General features: G+C 64.8%; 13 protein-coding genes. 11 read left to right on the forward strand and 2 right to left on the reverse strand.

Going from position 1 to position 16,400, the window contains the following annotated elements:
• Positions 1-10 precede the first annotated feature (10 nt).
• Genes AUR_RS01195 through AUR_RS01245 form a run of 11 tightly spaced genes read left to right on the forward strand, consistent with a single transcriptional unit; the run spans position 11 to position 12,026 of the window.
• A complete protein-coding gene (locus tag AUR_RS01195) occupies positions 11-1,120 on the forward strand; it encodes a Gfo/Idh/MocA family protein (protein ID WP_031215933.1) in 1,110 nt (369 codons plus the stop codon).
• Positions 1,117-2,136, forward strand: coding sequence for an NAD-dependent epimerase/dehydratase family protein (locus AUR_RS01200; RefSeq protein WP_062096871.1), 1,020 nt, complete (start codon positions 1,117-1,119; stop codon positions 2,134-2,136). The genes AUR_RS01195 and AUR_RS01200 overlap by 4 nt, the downstream gene beginning before the upstream one ends.
• Entirely contained in the window at positions 2,133-3,305 is a 1,173-nt protein-coding gene (locus tag AUR_RS01205) for a DegT/DnrJ/EryC1/StrS family aminotransferase (RefSeq protein WP_062096872.1), read from the forward strand. The genes AUR_RS01200 and AUR_RS01205 overlap by 4 nt, the downstream gene beginning before the upstream one ends.
• The gene (locus AUR_RS01210) at positions 3,302-3,964 is read left to right on the forward strand and encodes an acetyltransferase (RefSeq protein WP_021470469.1); all 663 of its coding nucleotides are present in this window, start codon (positions 3,302-3,304) and stop codon (positions 3,962-3,964) included. Before AUR_RS01205 ends, AUR_RS01210 begins: the two co-directional genes overlap by 4 nt.
• Positions 3,961-5,427 (forward strand): oligosaccharide flippase family protein, encoded by a 1,467-nt coding sequence (locus AUR_RS01215; protein ID WP_062096874.1) that lies wholly within the window; start codon positions 3,961-3,963, stop codon positions 5,425-5,427. Before AUR_RS01210 ends, AUR_RS01215 begins: the two co-directional genes overlap by 4 nt.
• Positions 5,424-6,704, forward strand: coding sequence for a glycosyltransferase family 4 protein (locus AUR_RS01220; protein WP_062096875.1), 1,281 nt, complete (start codon positions 5,424-5,426; stop codon positions 6,702-6,704). Before AUR_RS01215 ends, AUR_RS01220 begins: the two co-directional genes overlap by 4 nt.
• Positions 6,701-7,867: a glycosyltransferase gene (locus AUR_RS01225; RefSeq protein WP_062096876.1), complete on the forward strand. Its 1,167-nt coding sequence runs from the start codon at positions 6,701-6,703 to the stop codon at positions 7,865-7,867. The genes AUR_RS01220 and AUR_RS01225 overlap by 4 nt, the downstream gene beginning before the upstream one ends.
• Positions 7,867-8,643 (forward strand): hypothetical protein, encoded by a 777-nt coding sequence (locus tag AUR_RS01230; protein WP_082694553.1) that lies wholly within the window; start codon positions 7,867-7,869, stop codon positions 8,641-8,643. Before AUR_RS01225 ends, AUR_RS01230 begins: the two co-directional genes overlap by 1 nt.
• Positions 8,644-8,645: 2 nt before the next feature.
• Positions 8,646-9,365 (forward strand): hypothetical protein, encoded by a 720-nt coding sequence (locus AUR_RS01235; RefSeq protein ID WP_062096878.1) that lies wholly within the window; start codon positions 8,646-8,648, stop codon positions 9,363-9,365.
• Positions 9,346-10,698 (forward strand): O-antigen ligase family protein, encoded by a 1,353-nt coding sequence (locus AUR_RS01240; RefSeq protein WP_241650839.1) that lies wholly within the window; start codon positions 9,346-9,348, stop codon positions 10,696-10,698. The genes AUR_RS01235 and AUR_RS01240 overlap by 20 nt, the downstream gene beginning before the upstream one ends.
• On the forward strand, positions 10,695-12,026 hold the full coding sequence (locus tag AUR_RS01245; protein ID WP_062096879.1) for a hypothetical protein: 1,332 nt from the start codon (positions 10,695-10,697) through the stop codon (positions 12,024-12,026). Before AUR_RS01240 ends, AUR_RS01245 begins: the two co-directional genes overlap by 4 nt.
• Here AUR_RS01245 and AUR_RS01250 read toward each other — a convergent pair whose 3' ends face one another.
• Together AUR_RS01250 and AUR_RS01255 are read right to left on the reverse strand one after the other, a co-directional pair.
• Complete coding sequence (locus tag AUR_RS01250; RefSeq protein ID WP_082694552.1) at positions 12,027-14,774, reverse strand: WecB/TagA/CpsF family glycosyltransferase; 2,748 nt, start codon at positions 14,772-14,774, stop codon at positions 12,027-12,029.
• A 203-nt stretch (positions 14,775-14,977) separates the two neighbouring features.
• Complete coding sequence (locus AUR_RS01255; RefSeq protein ID WP_062096880.1) at positions 14,978-16,399, reverse strand: sugar nucleotide-binding protein; 1,422 nt, start codon at positions 16,397-16,399, stop codon at positions 14,978-14,980.
• Between the last annotated feature and the right edge of the window lies 1 nt (position 16,400).

The following is a 16,400-nucleotide window of genomic DNA, read 5'->3' on the forward strand; positions in this document are numbered from 1 at the left end:
CGAGTGGAAAATGAGCATGAGAACCATTCCCTCAGGCCACCTGAACGGCCGCGCCCTGCTGCCCAAGCTGCGGATCGCCGTCGTCGGAGCGGGCTACTGGGGACCCAATCTGGCCCGGAACCTCAAAGCCAGCCCGGACTGGGAACTCGTGGCGATCTGCGACCTGGACGTCGACCGGGGCCTGCGGCTGGCCGAGACGGTAGGCGGCGTGGCCGTCGTCGAATCCTTGGACGAACTGCTGGACACTTACAACCTCGACGCCGTTGCCGTGGCGACACCGGCGCACACCCATCACGGCGTAGTGATGACGGCGCTGCGTGCGGGAAAGCATGTCCTGGTGGAGAAGCCGCTCGCTGACAGCCGCAGCAAGGGCCTGGAAATGGTGGAAGAAGCCAGGTCCCGCGGGCTGGTGCTCATGGCGGACCACACGTATTGCTTCACCCCGGCGGTCCTGAAGATCCAGGAGCTCGTCTCCAGCGGGGCCTTGGGGGACATCCTCTACGTGGACTCCGTACGGATCAATTTGGGCCTGGTGCAACCTGATGTGAACGTTTTTTGGGACCTGGCCCCGCATGATCTCTCCATCCTGGACTTTGTCCTGCCCGGCGGACTGCACCCCACGGAAATATCGGCCCACGGCGCAGACCCCCTCGGAACCGGCAGGGACTGCGTGGGACACCTGACCTTCGGCCTACCCAACGATGCGATGGTGCACATCCACGTGAACTGGCTCAGCCCCACCAAGATCCGCCAGATGATCATCGGCGGCTCCAAGCGGACACTGGTATGGGACGACTTGAACCCGCAGCAGCGGATCAGCGTTTACGATCGCGGGGTCAGCCTGGAACACCAGCCCCGCTCCACCGCGGACAAGAAGGCGAGCGCCATCTCCTACCGGCTGGGAGACACCTGGTCCCCGGCGCTGCAGGAACGTGAACCGCTCACCCAAGTGGTCGCTGAACTTGCCGCGTCCATCCGCAACCGGACAACACCACGCACCAGCGGCGAATCGGGGCTCAGGGTGCTGTCCGTGCTCGAAGCGGTAACCCGCAGCCTCGGCACCGACGGTCAGTCCGCCGTCGTGGCAGGTAACGACGCTTCCTTGCAGGTTTCCCAATGAATGCCCTGCTCGGCGCTACGGCGCTGGTGACCGGGGGAGCCGGGACCATCGGCTCCACCTTGGTGGACCAGTTGCTCGACGCCGGTGCGGCGCACGTGGACGTCCTCGACAACCTGGTTCGCGGGCGCCGGGCAAACCTTGACGACGCACTCGCCTCGGGCCGGGTCAGGCTGGTCGAGGGGGACTTGCGTGACCGGGATTTGGTGCATGATCTGACCAAGGATAAGGACGTGGTCTTCCATCAGGCCGCCATCCGCATCACCCAGTGCGCAGAGGAACCCCGGCTTGCGCTCGAAGTCCTGGTGGACGGCAGCTTCAACGTCTTCGAAGCCGCTGCCGAGCACAACGTGGGAAAGCTCATCGCCGCCTCAAGCGCTTCCGTGTACGGGATGGCCGAGGAATTCCCCACCCCCGAAAGGCACCACCACCACAACAACGACACCTTTTACGGAGCGGCGAAGTCCTTCAACGAAGGGATGGCACGCAGCTTCCGGGCGATGTCCGGCCTGGATTACGTGTTGTTGCGCTACTTCAACGTCTACGGGCCCAGGATGGACGTCCACGGCCTGTACACCGAGGTGCTGGTCCGTTGGATGGAACGGATTGTGGACGGTATGCCGCCGCTCATCTTCGGCAGCGGTCAACAGACCATGGACTTCATCCACACGGCAGACGTAGCGCGGGCAAACGTCCTGGCAGCGGCGAGTGACGTCACCGAAGGGGTCTACAACGTGGCCAGCGGGACGGAGACGAGCCTGGCCGAACTGGCCCGGACGTTGCTGCGGGTCATGGAGTCGCCCCTTCATGTGGAGCACGGCCCCGATCGGGCGGTCAACGGCGTGGTCCGCCGGTTGGCAGATGTCACGACGGCGCGCCGGGACCTTGGTTTCGAGGCCGCGGTCGGGTTGGAGGACGGGCTGCGGTCCCTGGTCCAATGGTGGCGGCCCCTGCGCGAAGAGATCGCCGCGGCCCGGCACGTTGCTCGCCCCGACGCCGCACAGGCGGTGGCCCCATGACCACTTCCGGTGTTGAGGCGGCGGTGGCACGCATCGATGTGATGAAACCGTGGCTCGGCGAAGAAGAAGCCCGGGCCGTCGCGGAAGTCATCGCCTCCGGATGGGTGGCACAAGGCCCCAAGGTGCGGGAGTTCGAAGAAGCGTTCGCCGGGGAACAGCATGTTGCGTGCGCGGTTGCGGTCTCAAGCTGCACTTCGGCGCTGCATCTTGCGCTCGCCGTAGCCGGGGTGGGACCGGGCCAGGACGTGGTGGTTCCCTCTTTCTCCTTCATCGCCACGGCCAACGCGCCGACGTACGTGGGCGCGCGTCCGGTGTTCGCCGACGTCGACCGCGTGACCGGTTGCGTGACGGCCGGGACAGTCGCCGCCGCCCTGACCCCGGACACCCGGGCGGTCATCGCCGTGGACCAAGGCGGCGTTCCCGTGGACCTGGACCCCATCCGGGCGTTGTGCGACCCGCTGGGTATCACGGTGATCGAGGACGCGGCCTGCGCCATCGGCTCCCGGTACCGCGGGAGGCCGCTGGGGGCCGGAGCGGAGCTGGCTGCGTGGTCGTTCCATCCGCGCAAGATCCTGACCACGGGGGAAGGTGGCATGCTCTCCACCCCGAACGAAGAACTCGCCGGGCGGGCGCGGCGGCTGCGCGAACATGCCATGAGCGTCTCCGCGGCTGAACGGCACGCGAGCCTCCTCGCACCAGCGGAGGAGTACCTCGAGATCGGTTACAACTACCGCATGACCGACCTCCAGGCCGCCGTCGGGCTGGTCCAGCTGGGGCGCCTGCACGCTGCGGTAGCCCGCCGTCGTCATCTTGCGGCGAACTACGCCGATGCGTTTGCCGACGTGGAGGGACTGAGGCTGGTGGGCGACCCCGGTTACGGCACCGGTAACTACCAGTCATGCTGGCTGGAGGTCGGCGAAGCCTTCCCGCTGGGCCGCGATGGCCTGATGGCGCGCCTGGCAGGTGACGGGATCTCTGCCCGCCGCGGCATCATGGCGGCCCACCGGCAGCCCGCCTACTCCGCCCGGGACACCGGCAGCGCCACCTTGGAGGCCACGGAATGGCTGACCGACCACACGCTGATCCTCCCGCTCTACCACCAGCTGACCCTGGGCGACCAGTTGCGGGTTATCGATTCAATCCTCAGGGCAGCGGGGCGGGGACGATGAGCGAGCTCCTCCTCATCGCCGCGAGCGGCCTGGCCCGCGAAGTGCTGGCGATGGTGCGCAGCAGTGGCCCGTTCGACATCATCGGCATCCTCGACGACGACGAGGACAAACTCGGGCGCGTGGTGGACGGCGCCCATGTGCTGGGACCGATCCGTGACGCTTTGAAGTTCCCGCATGCCAAACTCCTCGTCTGCATAGGCTCCGGAACCGGCCGCGAAAGCGTGGTGATGCGCCTGCGCGCCCTCGGATTGTCCGAAGACCGGTACGCCACGGCGATCGATACCTCGGTCCACGTTCCTGAAGGCTGCAAAATCGGGCACGGAAGCATCATCCTGGCCCACGTCACCATGACGGCGTCGGTGACCCTGGGAAACCATGTCGTGGCAATGCCCGGAGTGACTTTCACGCACGACGACGTCGTGGGCGACTTCGCCACCTTCGCCGCCGGCGTGTCACTTGGCGGGAATGTCCGCATCGGACGCGGAGCGTACATCGGGATGAACGCCAGTGTCCGCGAGCGCCGGTCCGTCGGTGCGGGGGCGACCATCGGCATGGGCGCCGCCGTCCTCAGCGATGTTCCCGACGAGGAGACCTGGGCCGGCGTGCCGGCACGGGTGATCCGGAGAGGCAACTTTCCGGCGCTGGAGGGGATCTTGTGACCCTTTCCAAGCAGTCCGCGACGCGGGGCCGGCCCACGCCATCAAAGGCGTTCGGGCTTGGTGTCATCAACGCGTTCGTGACCCGCTTGGGAACCATCGGCATTGGCATCGCCCTTGCCCGTTTGCTGGGTCCTGCTGAGTTCGGCACGTACGCGGTGGCCTTCGTGGCACTTATTGCCGTGTTGAGCTTCAACGAACTGGGCGTCAGCCTTGCCATAGTCCGCTGGCCCGGGGATCCAAAGGCCATCGCTGCAACGGTCACCACCATTTCCACGGGATGCAGTGTCATCCTTTTTGCCGCTACTTACTTCGCTGCGCCGTACTTTGCCTCAGCAATGGGGAACCCCGCCGCCACTGACGTTGTCCGTGTCATGGCCGCCTGCATCGTCCTCAACGGTCTGGTGGCAACCCCTGCTGCCTTGCTGCAACGGTATTTCCGGCAAGGCCAACGCATGGCCGTGGACCAGGTCAACGTGTGGCTGGGGGCAGGGGTATCCCTTGCCTTGGTGATCGCCGGCATGGGCGCAATGAGCCTTGCCGTGGGGCGCGTGGCGGCAAGCGTCGTGTCGGGGATCTTGTTCGTGGCCTTCTCCCCGTTGCCTTTCCGTTTCGGGTTTTCCGCGAAATCAGCCAAGGAACTCCTCCTGTTCGGGCTGCCCCTGGCAGGTGCCAGCCTGGTGGCTTTCGGGGTGGGCTACGTGGACCAGTTCGCGGCCGGCAACATGCTCGGTTCGGTGACCCTGGGCCTGTACGTCATGGCGTTCAACATGGCGGGCTGGCCGGCGGCCCTCCTGTCGCAGCCCCTGCGCAGTGTCGCTCCGGCCACGTTCGCCAGGCTGCAGGACAGACCGGAGGACATGCGTGCCGCGTTGCTGTCCCTGCTGGGCGTCCTTTCGGCCGTGCTCCTTCCGGTCTGCGCGGTCATGATGGGATGCTCCGTGGCCCTGGTGACCTTCGTGTACGGGGATGCCTGGGCACCGGCGGGCCTGGCCCTGGTGTGGTTGGCTCCGCTGGCTGCGCTGCGGATCATCCATGAACTGCTCTATGACTACTTGGTGGTCCTTGGCCTTTCGATGTCCATCTTCAACGTGCAGGCGGCAGCTCTGGTGGCCCTGATTCCAGCCCTCATCGCGGGCGCTGCATGGGGCGGAATGCCCGGGCTTGCCGCTGCACCCTTCGCGGTTGCCGTGGCGGTGACCACCCCGATGTACCTGCGCACCCTGCGGCGGGCAGGGGTCCGGACCAAGGACATGGCCGGACGCCTGGCACTTCCGGTGGGGGCCGCCGTCGTGACCGGAGCGGGGTCCTTCCTTGCTGCGCAGGAACTGCGCTCGCCGGTTGTGGCGGTCCTCGCCGGATCCGGAATCGGCTTGGTTGCGATCGCCGCCACCCTGGCCCTCAAGCGCGCCGAGCTGCGGGACGTGCGCCGTTGGGGCAAGGGACGTGAGGAGGCAATGGCATGAGGATCCTGATCTACCCCCACGACCTTGGGCTGGGTGGCAGCCAGCTTAACGCGATCGAACTTGGTGCCGCCGTTCAGGCTTTGGGACACGACGTGGTGCTGTTTGGCCAGCCGGGGGCTTTGGTGCGGCACGCGACGGAACTCGGCCTGGACTACGTGGAGGCGCCCCTGCCGGGCAAGCGTCCTTCTCCCCGTGTTGTCCGCGCCCTGGCAAAGACCGTCCGCGAGCGCAGGATCGAGGTGCTCCACGGTTACGAATGGCCGCCCGCTTTGGAATGCCTGGCCGCCGCCAGGCTCGTCCCGGGCACGACGGCCGTGTCCACGGTCATGTCCATGGCTGTGGCGCCGTTCATTCCGTACACAATGCCCTTGGTGGTCGGCACGGAACAGATCCGCCAGGTGGAGACCGCCGCCGGACGCCGCCGTGTGGCGCTCATGGAACCGCCGGTTGACACCTCCGTCAACAGTGTGGCAACAGTCAGTGCGGCAACTGTCGGCGGCGGCACTTTCCGCAGCCACTGGGGATTGGGCGATGACGCTTTGGCCGTCGTGTGCGTTACGCGCTTGGCTCAGGAGCTGAAGCTGGAAGGAATACTGGCAGCGATGGAGTCTGTACGGGCTCTTTCCCGGGAGTGGCCCGTGCGGCTCATTATTGCGGGCTCGGGGCCGGCTGCCGAGATAGTGCACCACCATGCCCGCCGCATCAACGACGACGCGGGCCGCAGGCTTGTGATCCTCACCGGTGAACTGGCCGATCCCCGACCCGCCTACGCCGCCGCCGATGTGGTGTTGGGCATGGGGGGTTCGGCGCTGCGGGGGCTGGCGTTTGGAAAGCCACTGGTAGTGCAGGGGGAGCAGGGCTTCTGGGAGCTCCTCACCCCGGAGACGTTGCCGACGTTCCTCTGGCAAGGCTGGTATGGCTCAGGTCCGGGCACCACCGGGGAAGGCATTCCGGCCCTTACGGCTATCCTGGCCCGCCTGTTCGACGACCCGGACCTCCGACGGGCGTTGGGGTCGCTTGGGCGGAATGTGGTTGAGGACAGGTTCTCCTTGAGCGGCGCCGCCGAACGCCAAGTGGAGTTGTACGGGCAGTTCACCGTCTCCCGCCCCGGGGCAGCCGAGGCCGCACGTGCGGAGGCGGTCGCTTTTGCACGGTACTGCTCCTACGTCGCCGCCAGGCGCTGGCAACGACTGACGGGCCGGGCCGCCACGGACGACTTCAATGCCCGGCCCGTCGCTGCTGCGCACATACACGTTCCAGCGGTGTCCAGGCCATGACCGGGGCCATCATGTACATCTCCGGCGGCCGATGGGACGGCATCCCGGGAACGGACCGGCTGCTGGCAGAGGCGCTGGCTGAAGCCTCGCCCGTCCTGTGGGTTGACCAGCCTGTCTCGATAGCGCGGCATGCCGATGTCCGCCGCAGCACCCTGGCGAGCATCCGTGGCCGCACCGAAATGGTTCAACCAGGACTCCGACGCCTGCGCTTACCCGCTTTGCCCGGTTTCAGCCGCCCCTTCATACGTCGCAGCACCGAAGCAATCAGCCGTTGCTCCCTGCGGGCTCTGGCCGGGGACCACAACGGCCGCATCAAAGGAGTCATCAACGCTTCGCCCCTGGTCGTGTTTCCCCGCGAAGTCCACGCACCAAGGGTCCTTCACGTAACGGACGACTGGTTGGGGTCCGCCCCGCTCCTCGGACTTGCGCCAAGGCATGTGGAACGCGTCCTGAGGGAGAACCTCGCCCTAGCGGACACCGTCACCGCCGTCTCTCCAGGTTTGGCGCACAAAATCCAGGCATTTTCTGGCCGGCAGGTGAATTTGCTTCCCAACGGCTGCAGGACGCCCAAGGCACTGCAACACGGGAAAACGATGCCCGTCGCGGCTCTGGTAGGTCAGCTGAATGAGCGGCTGGACGCCCGCATACTGGAATTACTCGGCGAATCGGGACTTCCCCTGGTTGTATTAGGTCCCCGTACCGAAAAAGAAGTAGCGACCCGCCGCGCCTTGGATCGCTTCCTATCCCGGCCAACCATCCAATGGCGCGGCCCGGTCGGTCCTGACGAAGTCAGCCATCTGCTCTCAACAGCCCGCGTTGGACTGACGCCTTATGCTGAATCCGAATTCAACGTCTCCAGCTTCCCACTGAAGACCCTTGAATACTTGTCGTTCGGACTTCCCGTCGTCGCGACAGACCTGCCGGCCGCGAGGTGGCTAGGTAATCCGTACGTTCGCATCACAGGGTCGCCAACAGAGTTCGTAAATGGTGTCAGGGATGCTCTGCAGATTCCGCCTGCCCACCAGCAGAGGCTGCGCATCCAGTCAACAGCCCGATCCCACACCTGGTGTGTCCGGGCCGAACAGATGCTTGCCCTCATCGAGGGCCGGCAAACCACGGAACCGGGCACTTCGAGCGGTCCACATCAAGTTGGGAGCAGATGATGCAATTTCGTACGGTTCTAGCGAGCGTCGCGCGGCGGTGGTATGTGGTGGTTGCAGGCCTGCTGGTGACCGCCATGCTCTGCGTTGCCGTGCAAATGAACGCCCCGGACAAGTTCAAAGCCCAAGCCAGCCTGGTGCTGATGCCATCCAGCCAAAGCATCGGGGAAGCCGGAAACCCATATCTTTACCTTGGCGGCATGAGCGAAGCCCTGGACATCCTTATTCGGAAGCTATCCTCCCAGCCGGTCAAGGAGCGTGTCACGGCTAACTTCGGAACCGCCACCTACACCGTGGAACCCGACCGCGGTACCAACGGGGCCATCCTCGTCATCACCGCCAACGCAGACACACCGGAGCTCACCATGTCCTTTCTGAAAGCAGTCATGGACGAGGCCCCGCGCTCTCTCAACGAGATGCAAGAAGCACTCAACGTAGCTGCGCCCGCAAGGATCACCACCATGAGCCTCCTCGTTGACCGGCAAGCCACGCCAGAGGTGAAAGCCCGCACGCAGTTGGTCCTGATATCCGGCGCAGGAGGCGCAGCCCTGACACTCCTCGTAGCAGTCCTCCTTGACGGACTGCTACTCACCAGGAAACGCCGCAAGCAGGAGGTCCCAACAGACGAATCCACGCCACCCACCGGTGCGGTGCTTATGGAGGCAATCAACATCGACGACGTCCTCAAAGGGACCACCGTCAGCACCACCGCCAAACAGCCAGCCGACGACGCCCGGCGGACCGACGGGGTCATACCCCTTCCGTCCGGACCAAGCTAGCCATGACAGCGGCCACATTTCTGGGGATCCTCCTACGCCGTTGGTACCTGGTCGCCTTGGGCCTCGTCCTCGGAATAGCAGCACTAGGAGCCATCCGATCGTCCGAACCGGTCTTCTGGACCGAAGCTGACGTCACATTCCTTGCCCCGGAGCGGGAGCCGGCCTACTGGATCTCAGGCGGCAGCGCCATGACCCTGGTGGAGTTTGCGGACATAGTCAAACGACGCGTTAACCAGGACCAACAGGCGGTGGACCTTTCCCTGACAAATGGCACCCTCTATGGGGCCGGCGTCCAAAATGGGTTCTCCGTGACGCTGCCCAACAACGGAGGGCAATGGAACAAGACGTTTACACAGCCGGTCCTGAAGGTCCAGGTAGTCGACTCAAGCGCCGAAGCAGTCAACAACGTACTGAACGACCTCCTGGAGCGGATCAACAACGCCACCAAGGAGCTCCAAGCCGAACAATCGGTAAAGGGAGACCTCATCACAACACAAACAACACCGTCGAAGTCCGAGGTCGTCTTCGGCGGCGGCACACCGGTCACCCGGCTCAAGGGGGCAGTGGTGTTGGAGGGCTTGTGCCTGGCCGTAACCAGCGTCGCTACCGTCTTCGTGGACAGGCTGCTGCTGCGCCGCCGGGCGAGCCGGCACGCCAAGCATTCCGCGAGCCCCAAGACCAAGAGCCGCCAGGAGATGTCCCATGACCTATCGCGCGCCTGAGACCATGACCCTCCCGGCCGCCGCTCTCCCGGAGCGAACGGAACGGCGCGACGTTTCCAGGTTCGTCGTCGCTTACCTGCTGCTCACCTGCGCCTTCCCTTCGAACCTGACCATTTCCGCGTTGGGGTCGGTCGGCAAGCCCTCCACACTCTGTGGACTCCTGGCGCTCGCATGGTGGCTCCTTTACCAACTTCAGCGAACCAACCCCACCCGCGCCGGACGACAAATGGTCCGCACCGCCATGGCCGTCTTCCTCGGAGTGGCGCTCGCAAGCTATGCACTGGCTTTGTTGCATGGTGTGCCGGCGCCAGAGACCAGTCCCGCTGACAGTGGTTTGATTCGCTTGGCTGGCTGGGCAGGCATCTTCCTCCTCCTCAATGACGGCATAGCCAGTCAGCAGACCCTGACAAAAGTACTGCGTGCTCTGGTCTGGGTGGGCAGCGGAACAGCCCTCCTCGGCCTTCTGCAGTTCGCCACAGGGTCATCGCTGGTGGACTGGATCAGCCTCCCGGGATTCAGCGCAGCCACGGAATTGACCGGAGTGCAGTCCAGGGGCGGATTTATCCGCGCCGCGGGTCTGGCCAGCCACCCCCTTGAGTACGGGGTGGTCCTCGTAGCCACCCTTCCGGTCGCCATCGCGCTCGCGGTTACTGACCGTGCCCGAAGCTGGCTTTTGCGCTGGCTCCCTCCGGCAGTCATCTCCTTCGCCGCAGTCATGTCGGTGTCCCGGTCGGCACTGGCTGCGTTTGCCGTAGCGGTCGCGGCACTGATTCCCGCCTGGCCCAAGAAGCTCCGCCGCGGTGCCATGGTGCTGGCCGTGGTCCTGGCCGTGGCTATGTACGTCCTTACCCCCGGGATGCTCGGAACCCTGCGCGGCTTGTTCACCGTGGGCGCTGCAGACCCGAGCATCAGCTCGCGGACCAGTGCCTACACCACAGCACTTGGCATGTTGGCCAACAACCCCGTGATCGGACGCGGCTTCGGCACCTTCCTTCCGGACTACGTGATCGTGGACAACCAGTACCTCGGCATCCTCGTGGAGCTGGGATTCCTCGGCCTCTTATCCTTCCTTGCCCTGATCGCTTGTGCACTCATCGCCGCTTGGCGGGCCCGGAGGCTGGCCACCGCTCCTGATCCCCAGCAAACCGCCCAAGCGGTGCTGGCCTCCGTAGCAGCCATCGCCGTAACGTACGCCTTCTTTGATGCGTTGTCCTTCACGATGTCGGCCAACCTGATGTTCGTCATGCTGGGCATAGCCGGGGCTCAGCGGCGGCTGGCGCGAATGCCGCAAAGCATCCCGCCAACCACAAACCACACCGCCGACCGGGCATGAAGAAGAATGCAGCGGCAGCCCTCGGCGCTCTGGCGTTGCTGGGATTCCTGGGCGCAGTTGCTGTGAGCGGTGCCGCGCCCATCTCTTTCCATGGCAACCAGTCCGGCGAAACAGCCCAGCCACTGATCACACCCAGCCACCCCGCCGGAACAACGTTGCGCAACATCGACGGCGGAGCAGCGTTCTACGCCCAGTTCACCAATCCGCTCCCCGGCACGGAGGACTACTTCCCTGTGGGTGTTTGGTTCGAAAGCGCCCTCGAGAAGGATTACGTCGCAAAGGACGCCGCCGCTGGCCTGAACGTCTACGTGGTTCTCACGCCCGATTCGGATCTCGAACTTGTCCGAAACTCTCATATGTACGCCATCCCGACCTTCCCGGCCGCCCGTGCATCAGGTTTCGCCCTGGGGGATGAGGTGGACATGTGGGCCGGAGGAGGAGATGCCATATGGACCGGAAGGTACCCGGGCGAGGGGCCTATCTGCGAGCCCGAACAGGCCAAGTGCGGCCACACCGTTCAACGTCGCCTCAAAGCCGAAGCTCCTCCCGGAGTCATGAAGTATGCCAACTACGGCAAGGGCGTCACCTTCTGGCTGGGTGACGACCAAGCACGCACCTTCATCAACGACTACCAAGACGTCGCATCAGCAGACAACTACTGGTTCACCGACCCCAACATCTGTGCGATATCAGAAGGCGGAGCCCTCAACGGCCACCTCCGGGACCTCACCGAGGAAGAATGCCGCCTGGCCGCAAACTACGGATGGACGGTTGAACGTGTTCGCGAGCTGGCCGGCAAGGACTCGCCAGTGTGGGCTTTCGTCGAAGTTGGACACCCATTTGAAGACGCCCCCTCGGCCCGAACCATCACAGGACCGCAAATACGCGCAGCCGTCTGGAGCAGCCTCATCCACGGTGCACGCGGCATCGTGTACTTCAACCACAGTTTCGGCGGTACCTGCGTCACCCAACATGTCCTGCGCGACTGCCCGGGTGACGCCCGCCCCGCGGTAACCGCCGTGAACAGACAAATCAAGGAGCTCGCGCCCGTGCTCAATGCCCCCTTCCTTGATGGAGCGGTTACTGGCACCGGTCCCGTTGACCATGCCACCAAGCTCCACGACGGCAAGCTGTACATCCTCAGCGCCGCAAACAAGCACACCGGCGGACAGGTCGAATTTCACACCTCCTGTGGCGGCAGCTCCGCCGTCGTTATCGATGAAAACCGGACCCTCTCCGTCAGTGACGGTAAATTCACCGACACCTTCGCCGACGGCAACGCCGTCCACCTCTACCGCATCGAAGGCGGCGGAAGCTGCGGCTTCTAGCTAGCGGCTGGTCTCGTCCCGCTCCCACGCCACGGGCGGGCGGCCGGAGAAGAAAGCACGACGCCGGCCAGCACCGGCAAACGCCGCGTACACCACAGCATCAAGAACGCTGACAGGCCCCCGCACCGAGGCCGCCAACTGCCGCACCGTCCGGCGCATGGAAGCACCTCCGTCGTGTGCGTCCTGCTCCGCATTGCCCCGGTAAGTGCGCCGCAGAACCGCCATCAATCCATTCACGGAGCGCGGCGTCCTCACCACTACAGGGACTGTACCCACCACAGCCTTCTCCGCAGGCGAAAACAACCGGTCAACGTAGTAGTCGTCACCGGTCAATGGGGGAAACTTTCCCAGACGCGCGTGCCCAGCCTCACTAAGCGCATACGCCCCCGCGCCCCACAACGCCTCCGAATTTCCCCGGATCCTCAGCCGGGCCCGGTAGTAGGCCCGGACGGGCAAGGAGGCACCCGCGGTGTCATATCGAAACGCAGGACGGGCAGCCAACAACCCCTCCCCGCCCAAAGCCGCAAAAACGGCAGCCACAGCCTCCGGACTTACCTCGATATCCGCATCCAGGTACAACCGGGGCCAACCCTCCACGACTTCATCGGCAGTATTCAAAGCCGCCGTTTTCGATGCCTGGCCAACGCGCAGCACCCGGACACCGGCAAATCCGGCCGCGATCTCCTCGGTCCCATCAGTACAGCCGTTGCAGGCGACAACAACCTCCACAGTGCCCCACCTCAACACCCCGCGAAGAGACTCCAACGTACGCCCTATCACAGCGGCCTCGTTATGGGCCGGGATGACCACCGCACCGGCGGCGGGCACGTGGTGAACACTGTCACGGGTCGTCGCATGGGGCAGGGAAGACCAACGACGCCGGTTCAACAACGCCAGCATCGCCTCACGGTGACCGGGCAAGCCCAGACGCGCCACTTCGCCGGCCACTACAGCCGCACGGAACAGCCCCGCTTTCCCGGCACCCACATGCTTCTGCACATAACGAACCCGGTTGACCGCCATCAACGCCGCCAACTGCGCGGACGTACCCGACCCACCTCGTTCATGCCACATCCGGGCAGTGGGTTCGAACCAGATCGAAAAGCCGGCCCCACGAACACGATGGCAATAATCCGTTTCCTCCGAATACAGGAAAAACTGTTCATCCCAAGCACCCACAACCCGAGCCGTACCCGCGTCGATCAGCAACGCAGCACCGGTAGCCCACTCAACGCAGTGTGCATGCTTGTAGCTCTCCGGTTCGTAATCCATTTCCGACAACCAGCCCGGCCGGCCGCTAAAGTGGCTGCCGCAGACAGCGTCGCCCAGGGCCCGCAGGAGGGCGGGCTCGCGCCTGAGGGAGGGATACACGCTGCCGTCATCATCCAACAGGACCGGCACCACCACGCCGGCGCCGCATGCTTCCATGCGGCGGCGCAGTGCATGGACCGATCCCCGCTCCACCCGCAGGTCCGGGTTCAACACAAGGTAGGAATCCGCCGGTCCGGCTTCCCGCAGGGCTGCATTGATGCCGCCGGCGTAGCCCAGGTTTCCACCAGTGCCATGCGCGATCACGTCCGGGAAAGCCGCCAATGCTGCCATCGTCCTGCCGTCCGGGGAATTGTCCGCTACGACCACCTTCATCGACTGATCGGCGGTCTCGGCCCTGAGGCTGGTGATCAGTGGGCCGACGTCGTCCGCGTTGTTGTAGGTCACCACGATGACGGCAACGTCCGCGAATTCGCGCGCAGGCACAAATGAACCCGCGCTATGACTGAAGGCGGCACTTTCATGCGGCGCACCGTTGAGCGGTCGGTGGTCCAACGCGCCTGTTGTGCCGCTGTCCCGCCGAAGCCTCCAGTAAGCTTCCGGACCGTCAACAAGGTAACGGCGGGCGAGCCTGCGGGGTTCCAACATCAGCCGCCACGCCCACTCCATGCCGTGGCCACTGACCCACGCGGGGGCGCGCTTGATGTGACCGGCAAGGAAGTCCACCACTGCGCCAAAAGCGAGCAGGACTTTGGCCCCCGTCAGTGCACCGTACTGATGGATCCATAATTCTTGGCGTGGTTTGCCCAACCCGACCACCAGGATGTCGACCGAACTACCGGCAATATCCGCCGCAAGTCGGCGGGATGCGTCGTCGTCTGTGACGACCTCCCTGTCCGGCGCCCACCATCCGGCCACCGTCAGCCCGGGCCGCTCCACTGCGAACCGCTCCTTGATCATGTGGTGTGCTTGCTCCGAGCCGCCCAGGAAACCCACCCGCAACCGACGACGTTCCGCTTCTTCAAGAATCGGTTCCACGAGGTCGCTGCCGGCCAGTCGTGGCCACGGGATTCCGGTGAGGCGGAGGGCTTCGCTGGCCAGTGGAGAACCGTCGATGAGGGTCAGCCACTCCACGCCAGGCGATTCCAGCGTGCCGGACCACCTGCCGCCGACACCAAAATGGCGGATGTGATCAAGGTTTGCGGAGCAGACTCCCAATGCGGGTGCACCGGCCGATGCCGCCCTCGCGGCTATGGCTTCCAATGCCGAGGCAGCATCCAAGAGATCGACGCGAACGCCGCCGAGGTTCACCGCGCTACGGAACCTGTCCGTGGCAGGCTTGGGGGAGGGGTCCGGGCTCTTGGACGGGGCGGTGGCCGCCTTGCCCGACCGGACCCGGGGGCCCGGGACAGACCTGCGGTGCCGTGACACCAGCACATGGAACAGGGCTGCGATGGAAAAGATGCGCGGCAGCAGCATTATCGGCTCTCCAGACTCCGGGTTCGCGCAAGCGCGCCAACTCAAGGCATAAACAATGACCGGCGATCCCGGGCTGCTGCACCGCCTTGGATCGCCGTGGGCGGCCGATGCCACCCTGACCAACTTGTTTATTTGAGTTGTCTCCCGGCCCCGTCTGTTCGAGGTTGCCGTAGGGATACTTTAGGCCCAATAGGCCCCGGCCGCTAGGGCACGCGGGACTCCTTGAGCTTGGAAACGTAGCCGGCAAGCCGTGATTCCACGGGCGCCGGAACAAATCCGGAAGCCTCGATCTTTGACAGAGCCAAGGTGCTGTTGCGCGGGCGGGGTGCCGTACCGGGTTTGGAATACTGCTCAGTGCTCACAGGCACCACCATGTCCGGGTCCGAACCGCACAGCCGGTACACCTCACGGGCAATCCCGGCCCACGATTTCGGTTCCCCTCCACCGCTGAGGTTGTACGTGCCGTAGGGGGCGCCCGACGCCAGCAGATGCTTGATGCCGGCAGCAATATCGGCCGCGAATGTCAGCCGTCCCCACTGGTCGTCCACCACGGAGGGCCGCACGCCCCGTTCAGCCAGTTGTGCCATCGTCCGCACGAAATTCGGCCCGTCGCCAACCACCCAGCTGCTTCGCACAATGTAGTGCCTTGGAATGGCTGCCACGGCTGTGTCACCGGCGGCCTTGCTTTGCCCGTACACGCCGAGCGGACTCGGCGGCTCATCCTCTGTATGGATCTCCGCCGAGCCGTCAAAAACGTAGTCGCTGGAGACGTGGACCAAAGTCAGGGAATGTTCGACGGCGGTTCTCGCCAGGCGGGACACGGCGCCTGCGTTGACCCTCCACGCAGCGATCCGTCCCGCCGCTGTCTCCGCCGCGTCGACGCCAGTGAAGGCCGTGGCGTTGATGATGGTGGAGTACTTGCGCCAGGGAATGCTCCGGTAGGCGTCTTCGTCAGTTACGTCGAATTCATCCCGGGTGGCGAAGTCGACGTAATCGGCGTCGGCGAAAGCCTCCCGGAGTGCCCTGCCCAACTGCCCGTTGGCCCCTGGAACCAGGATTCGGCGGGGTTTCACCGGGACCACGGATTCAAGGCGGGGATGATTTTTGTCCTGCTCGGACAGGGTGGCTTGGTTCAATGGCAGGGGCCAAGGTACAGCGGCGTGGGGGTCCGCCAGATTCAGGAAGGTGTATTCATCCTGCGCGCCGGCGCTCCAATGGTCGTTGACAAGGTAGGTGTACGCAGTGTTGTCCTCGAGGGTCTGGAACGCATTTCCGACGCCCCTGGGCACGAACACCGCGTCCCCGGGCGTCATCTCGCAGTGGAACACTGCCCCGAAGGAAGGCCCCTCCCGCAGGTCCACCCATGCCCCGAATATCTTTCCGGATGCCAGGGAGATGAACTTGTCCCACGGCTCGGCATGGATTCCCCGGGTGGTTCCGCGGCGGGCGTTGAAAGAAATGTTGTTCTGGACGGGACCGAAATCCGGGAGGCCGAGGGCGCCCATGCTGCTCCGGTTCCAGTTCTCCTTGAACCACCCCCGCTGATCGCCGTGCACGGGCAGCCCGAAGACCAGCAGGCCCGGGATCGGTGTGGTCCGGGAGGTCACTGACGCTGCTGCTGCCATG

It is taken from the genome of Paenarthrobacter ureafaciens (assembly GCF_004028095.1).
GTDB classification, from domain to species: domain Bacteria; phylum Actinomycetota; class Actinomycetes; order Actinomycetales; family Micrococcaceae; genus Arthrobacter; species Arthrobacter ureafaciens.

Excerpts from the sequence above, each read along its gene's own strand:
- AUR_RS01210 (WP_021470469.1), top strand. The coding sequence starts at position 3,302 with ATGAGCGAGCTCCTCCTCATCGCCGCGAGCGGCCTGGCCCGCGAAGTG.
- AUR_RS01230 (WP_082694553.1), top strand. The coding sequence starts at position 7,867 with ATGCAATTTCGTACGGTTCTAGCGAGCGTCGCGCGGCGGTGGTATGTG.
- AUR_RS01250 (WP_082694552.1), bottom strand. The coding sequence starts at position 14,774 with ATGCTGCTGCCGCGCATCTTTTCCATCGCAGCCCTGTTCCATGTGCTG.
- AUR_RS01200 (WP_062096871.1), top strand. The coding sequence starts at position 1,117 with ATGAATGCCCTGCTCGGCGCTACGGCGCTGGTGACCGGGGGAGCCGGG.
- AUR_RS01195 (WP_031215933.1), top strand. The coding sequence starts at position 11 with ATGAGCATGAGAACCATTCCCTCAGGCCACCTGAACGGCCGCGCCCTG.
- AUR_RS01220 (WP_062096875.1), top strand. The coding sequence starts at position 5,424 with ATGAGGATCCTGATCTACCCCCACGACCTTGGGCTGGGTGGCAGCCAG.
- AUR_RS01255 (WP_062096880.1), bottom strand. The coding sequence starts at position 16,399 with ATGGCAGCAGCAGCGTCAGTGACCTCCCGGACCACACCGATCCCGGGC.
- AUR_RS01240 (WP_241650839.1), top strand. The coding sequence starts at position 9,346 with ATGACCTATCGCGCGCCTGAGACCATGACCCTCCCGGCCGCCGCTCTC.
- AUR_RS01205 (WP_062096872.1), top strand. The coding sequence starts at position 2,133 with ATGACCACTTCCGGTGTTGAGGCGGCGGTGGCACGCATCGATGTGATG.
- AUR_RS01225 (WP_062096876.1), top strand. The coding sequence starts at position 6,701 with ATGACCGGGGCCATCATGTACATCTCCGGCGGCCGATGGGACGGCATC.
- AUR_RS01235 (WP_062096878.1), top strand. The coding sequence starts at position 8,646 with ATGACAGCGGCCACATTTCTGGGGATCCTCCTACGCCGTTGGTACCTG.
- AUR_RS01245 (WP_062096879.1), top strand. The coding sequence starts at position 10,695 with ATGAAGAAGAATGCAGCGGCAGCCCTCGGCGCTCTGGCGTTGCTGGGA.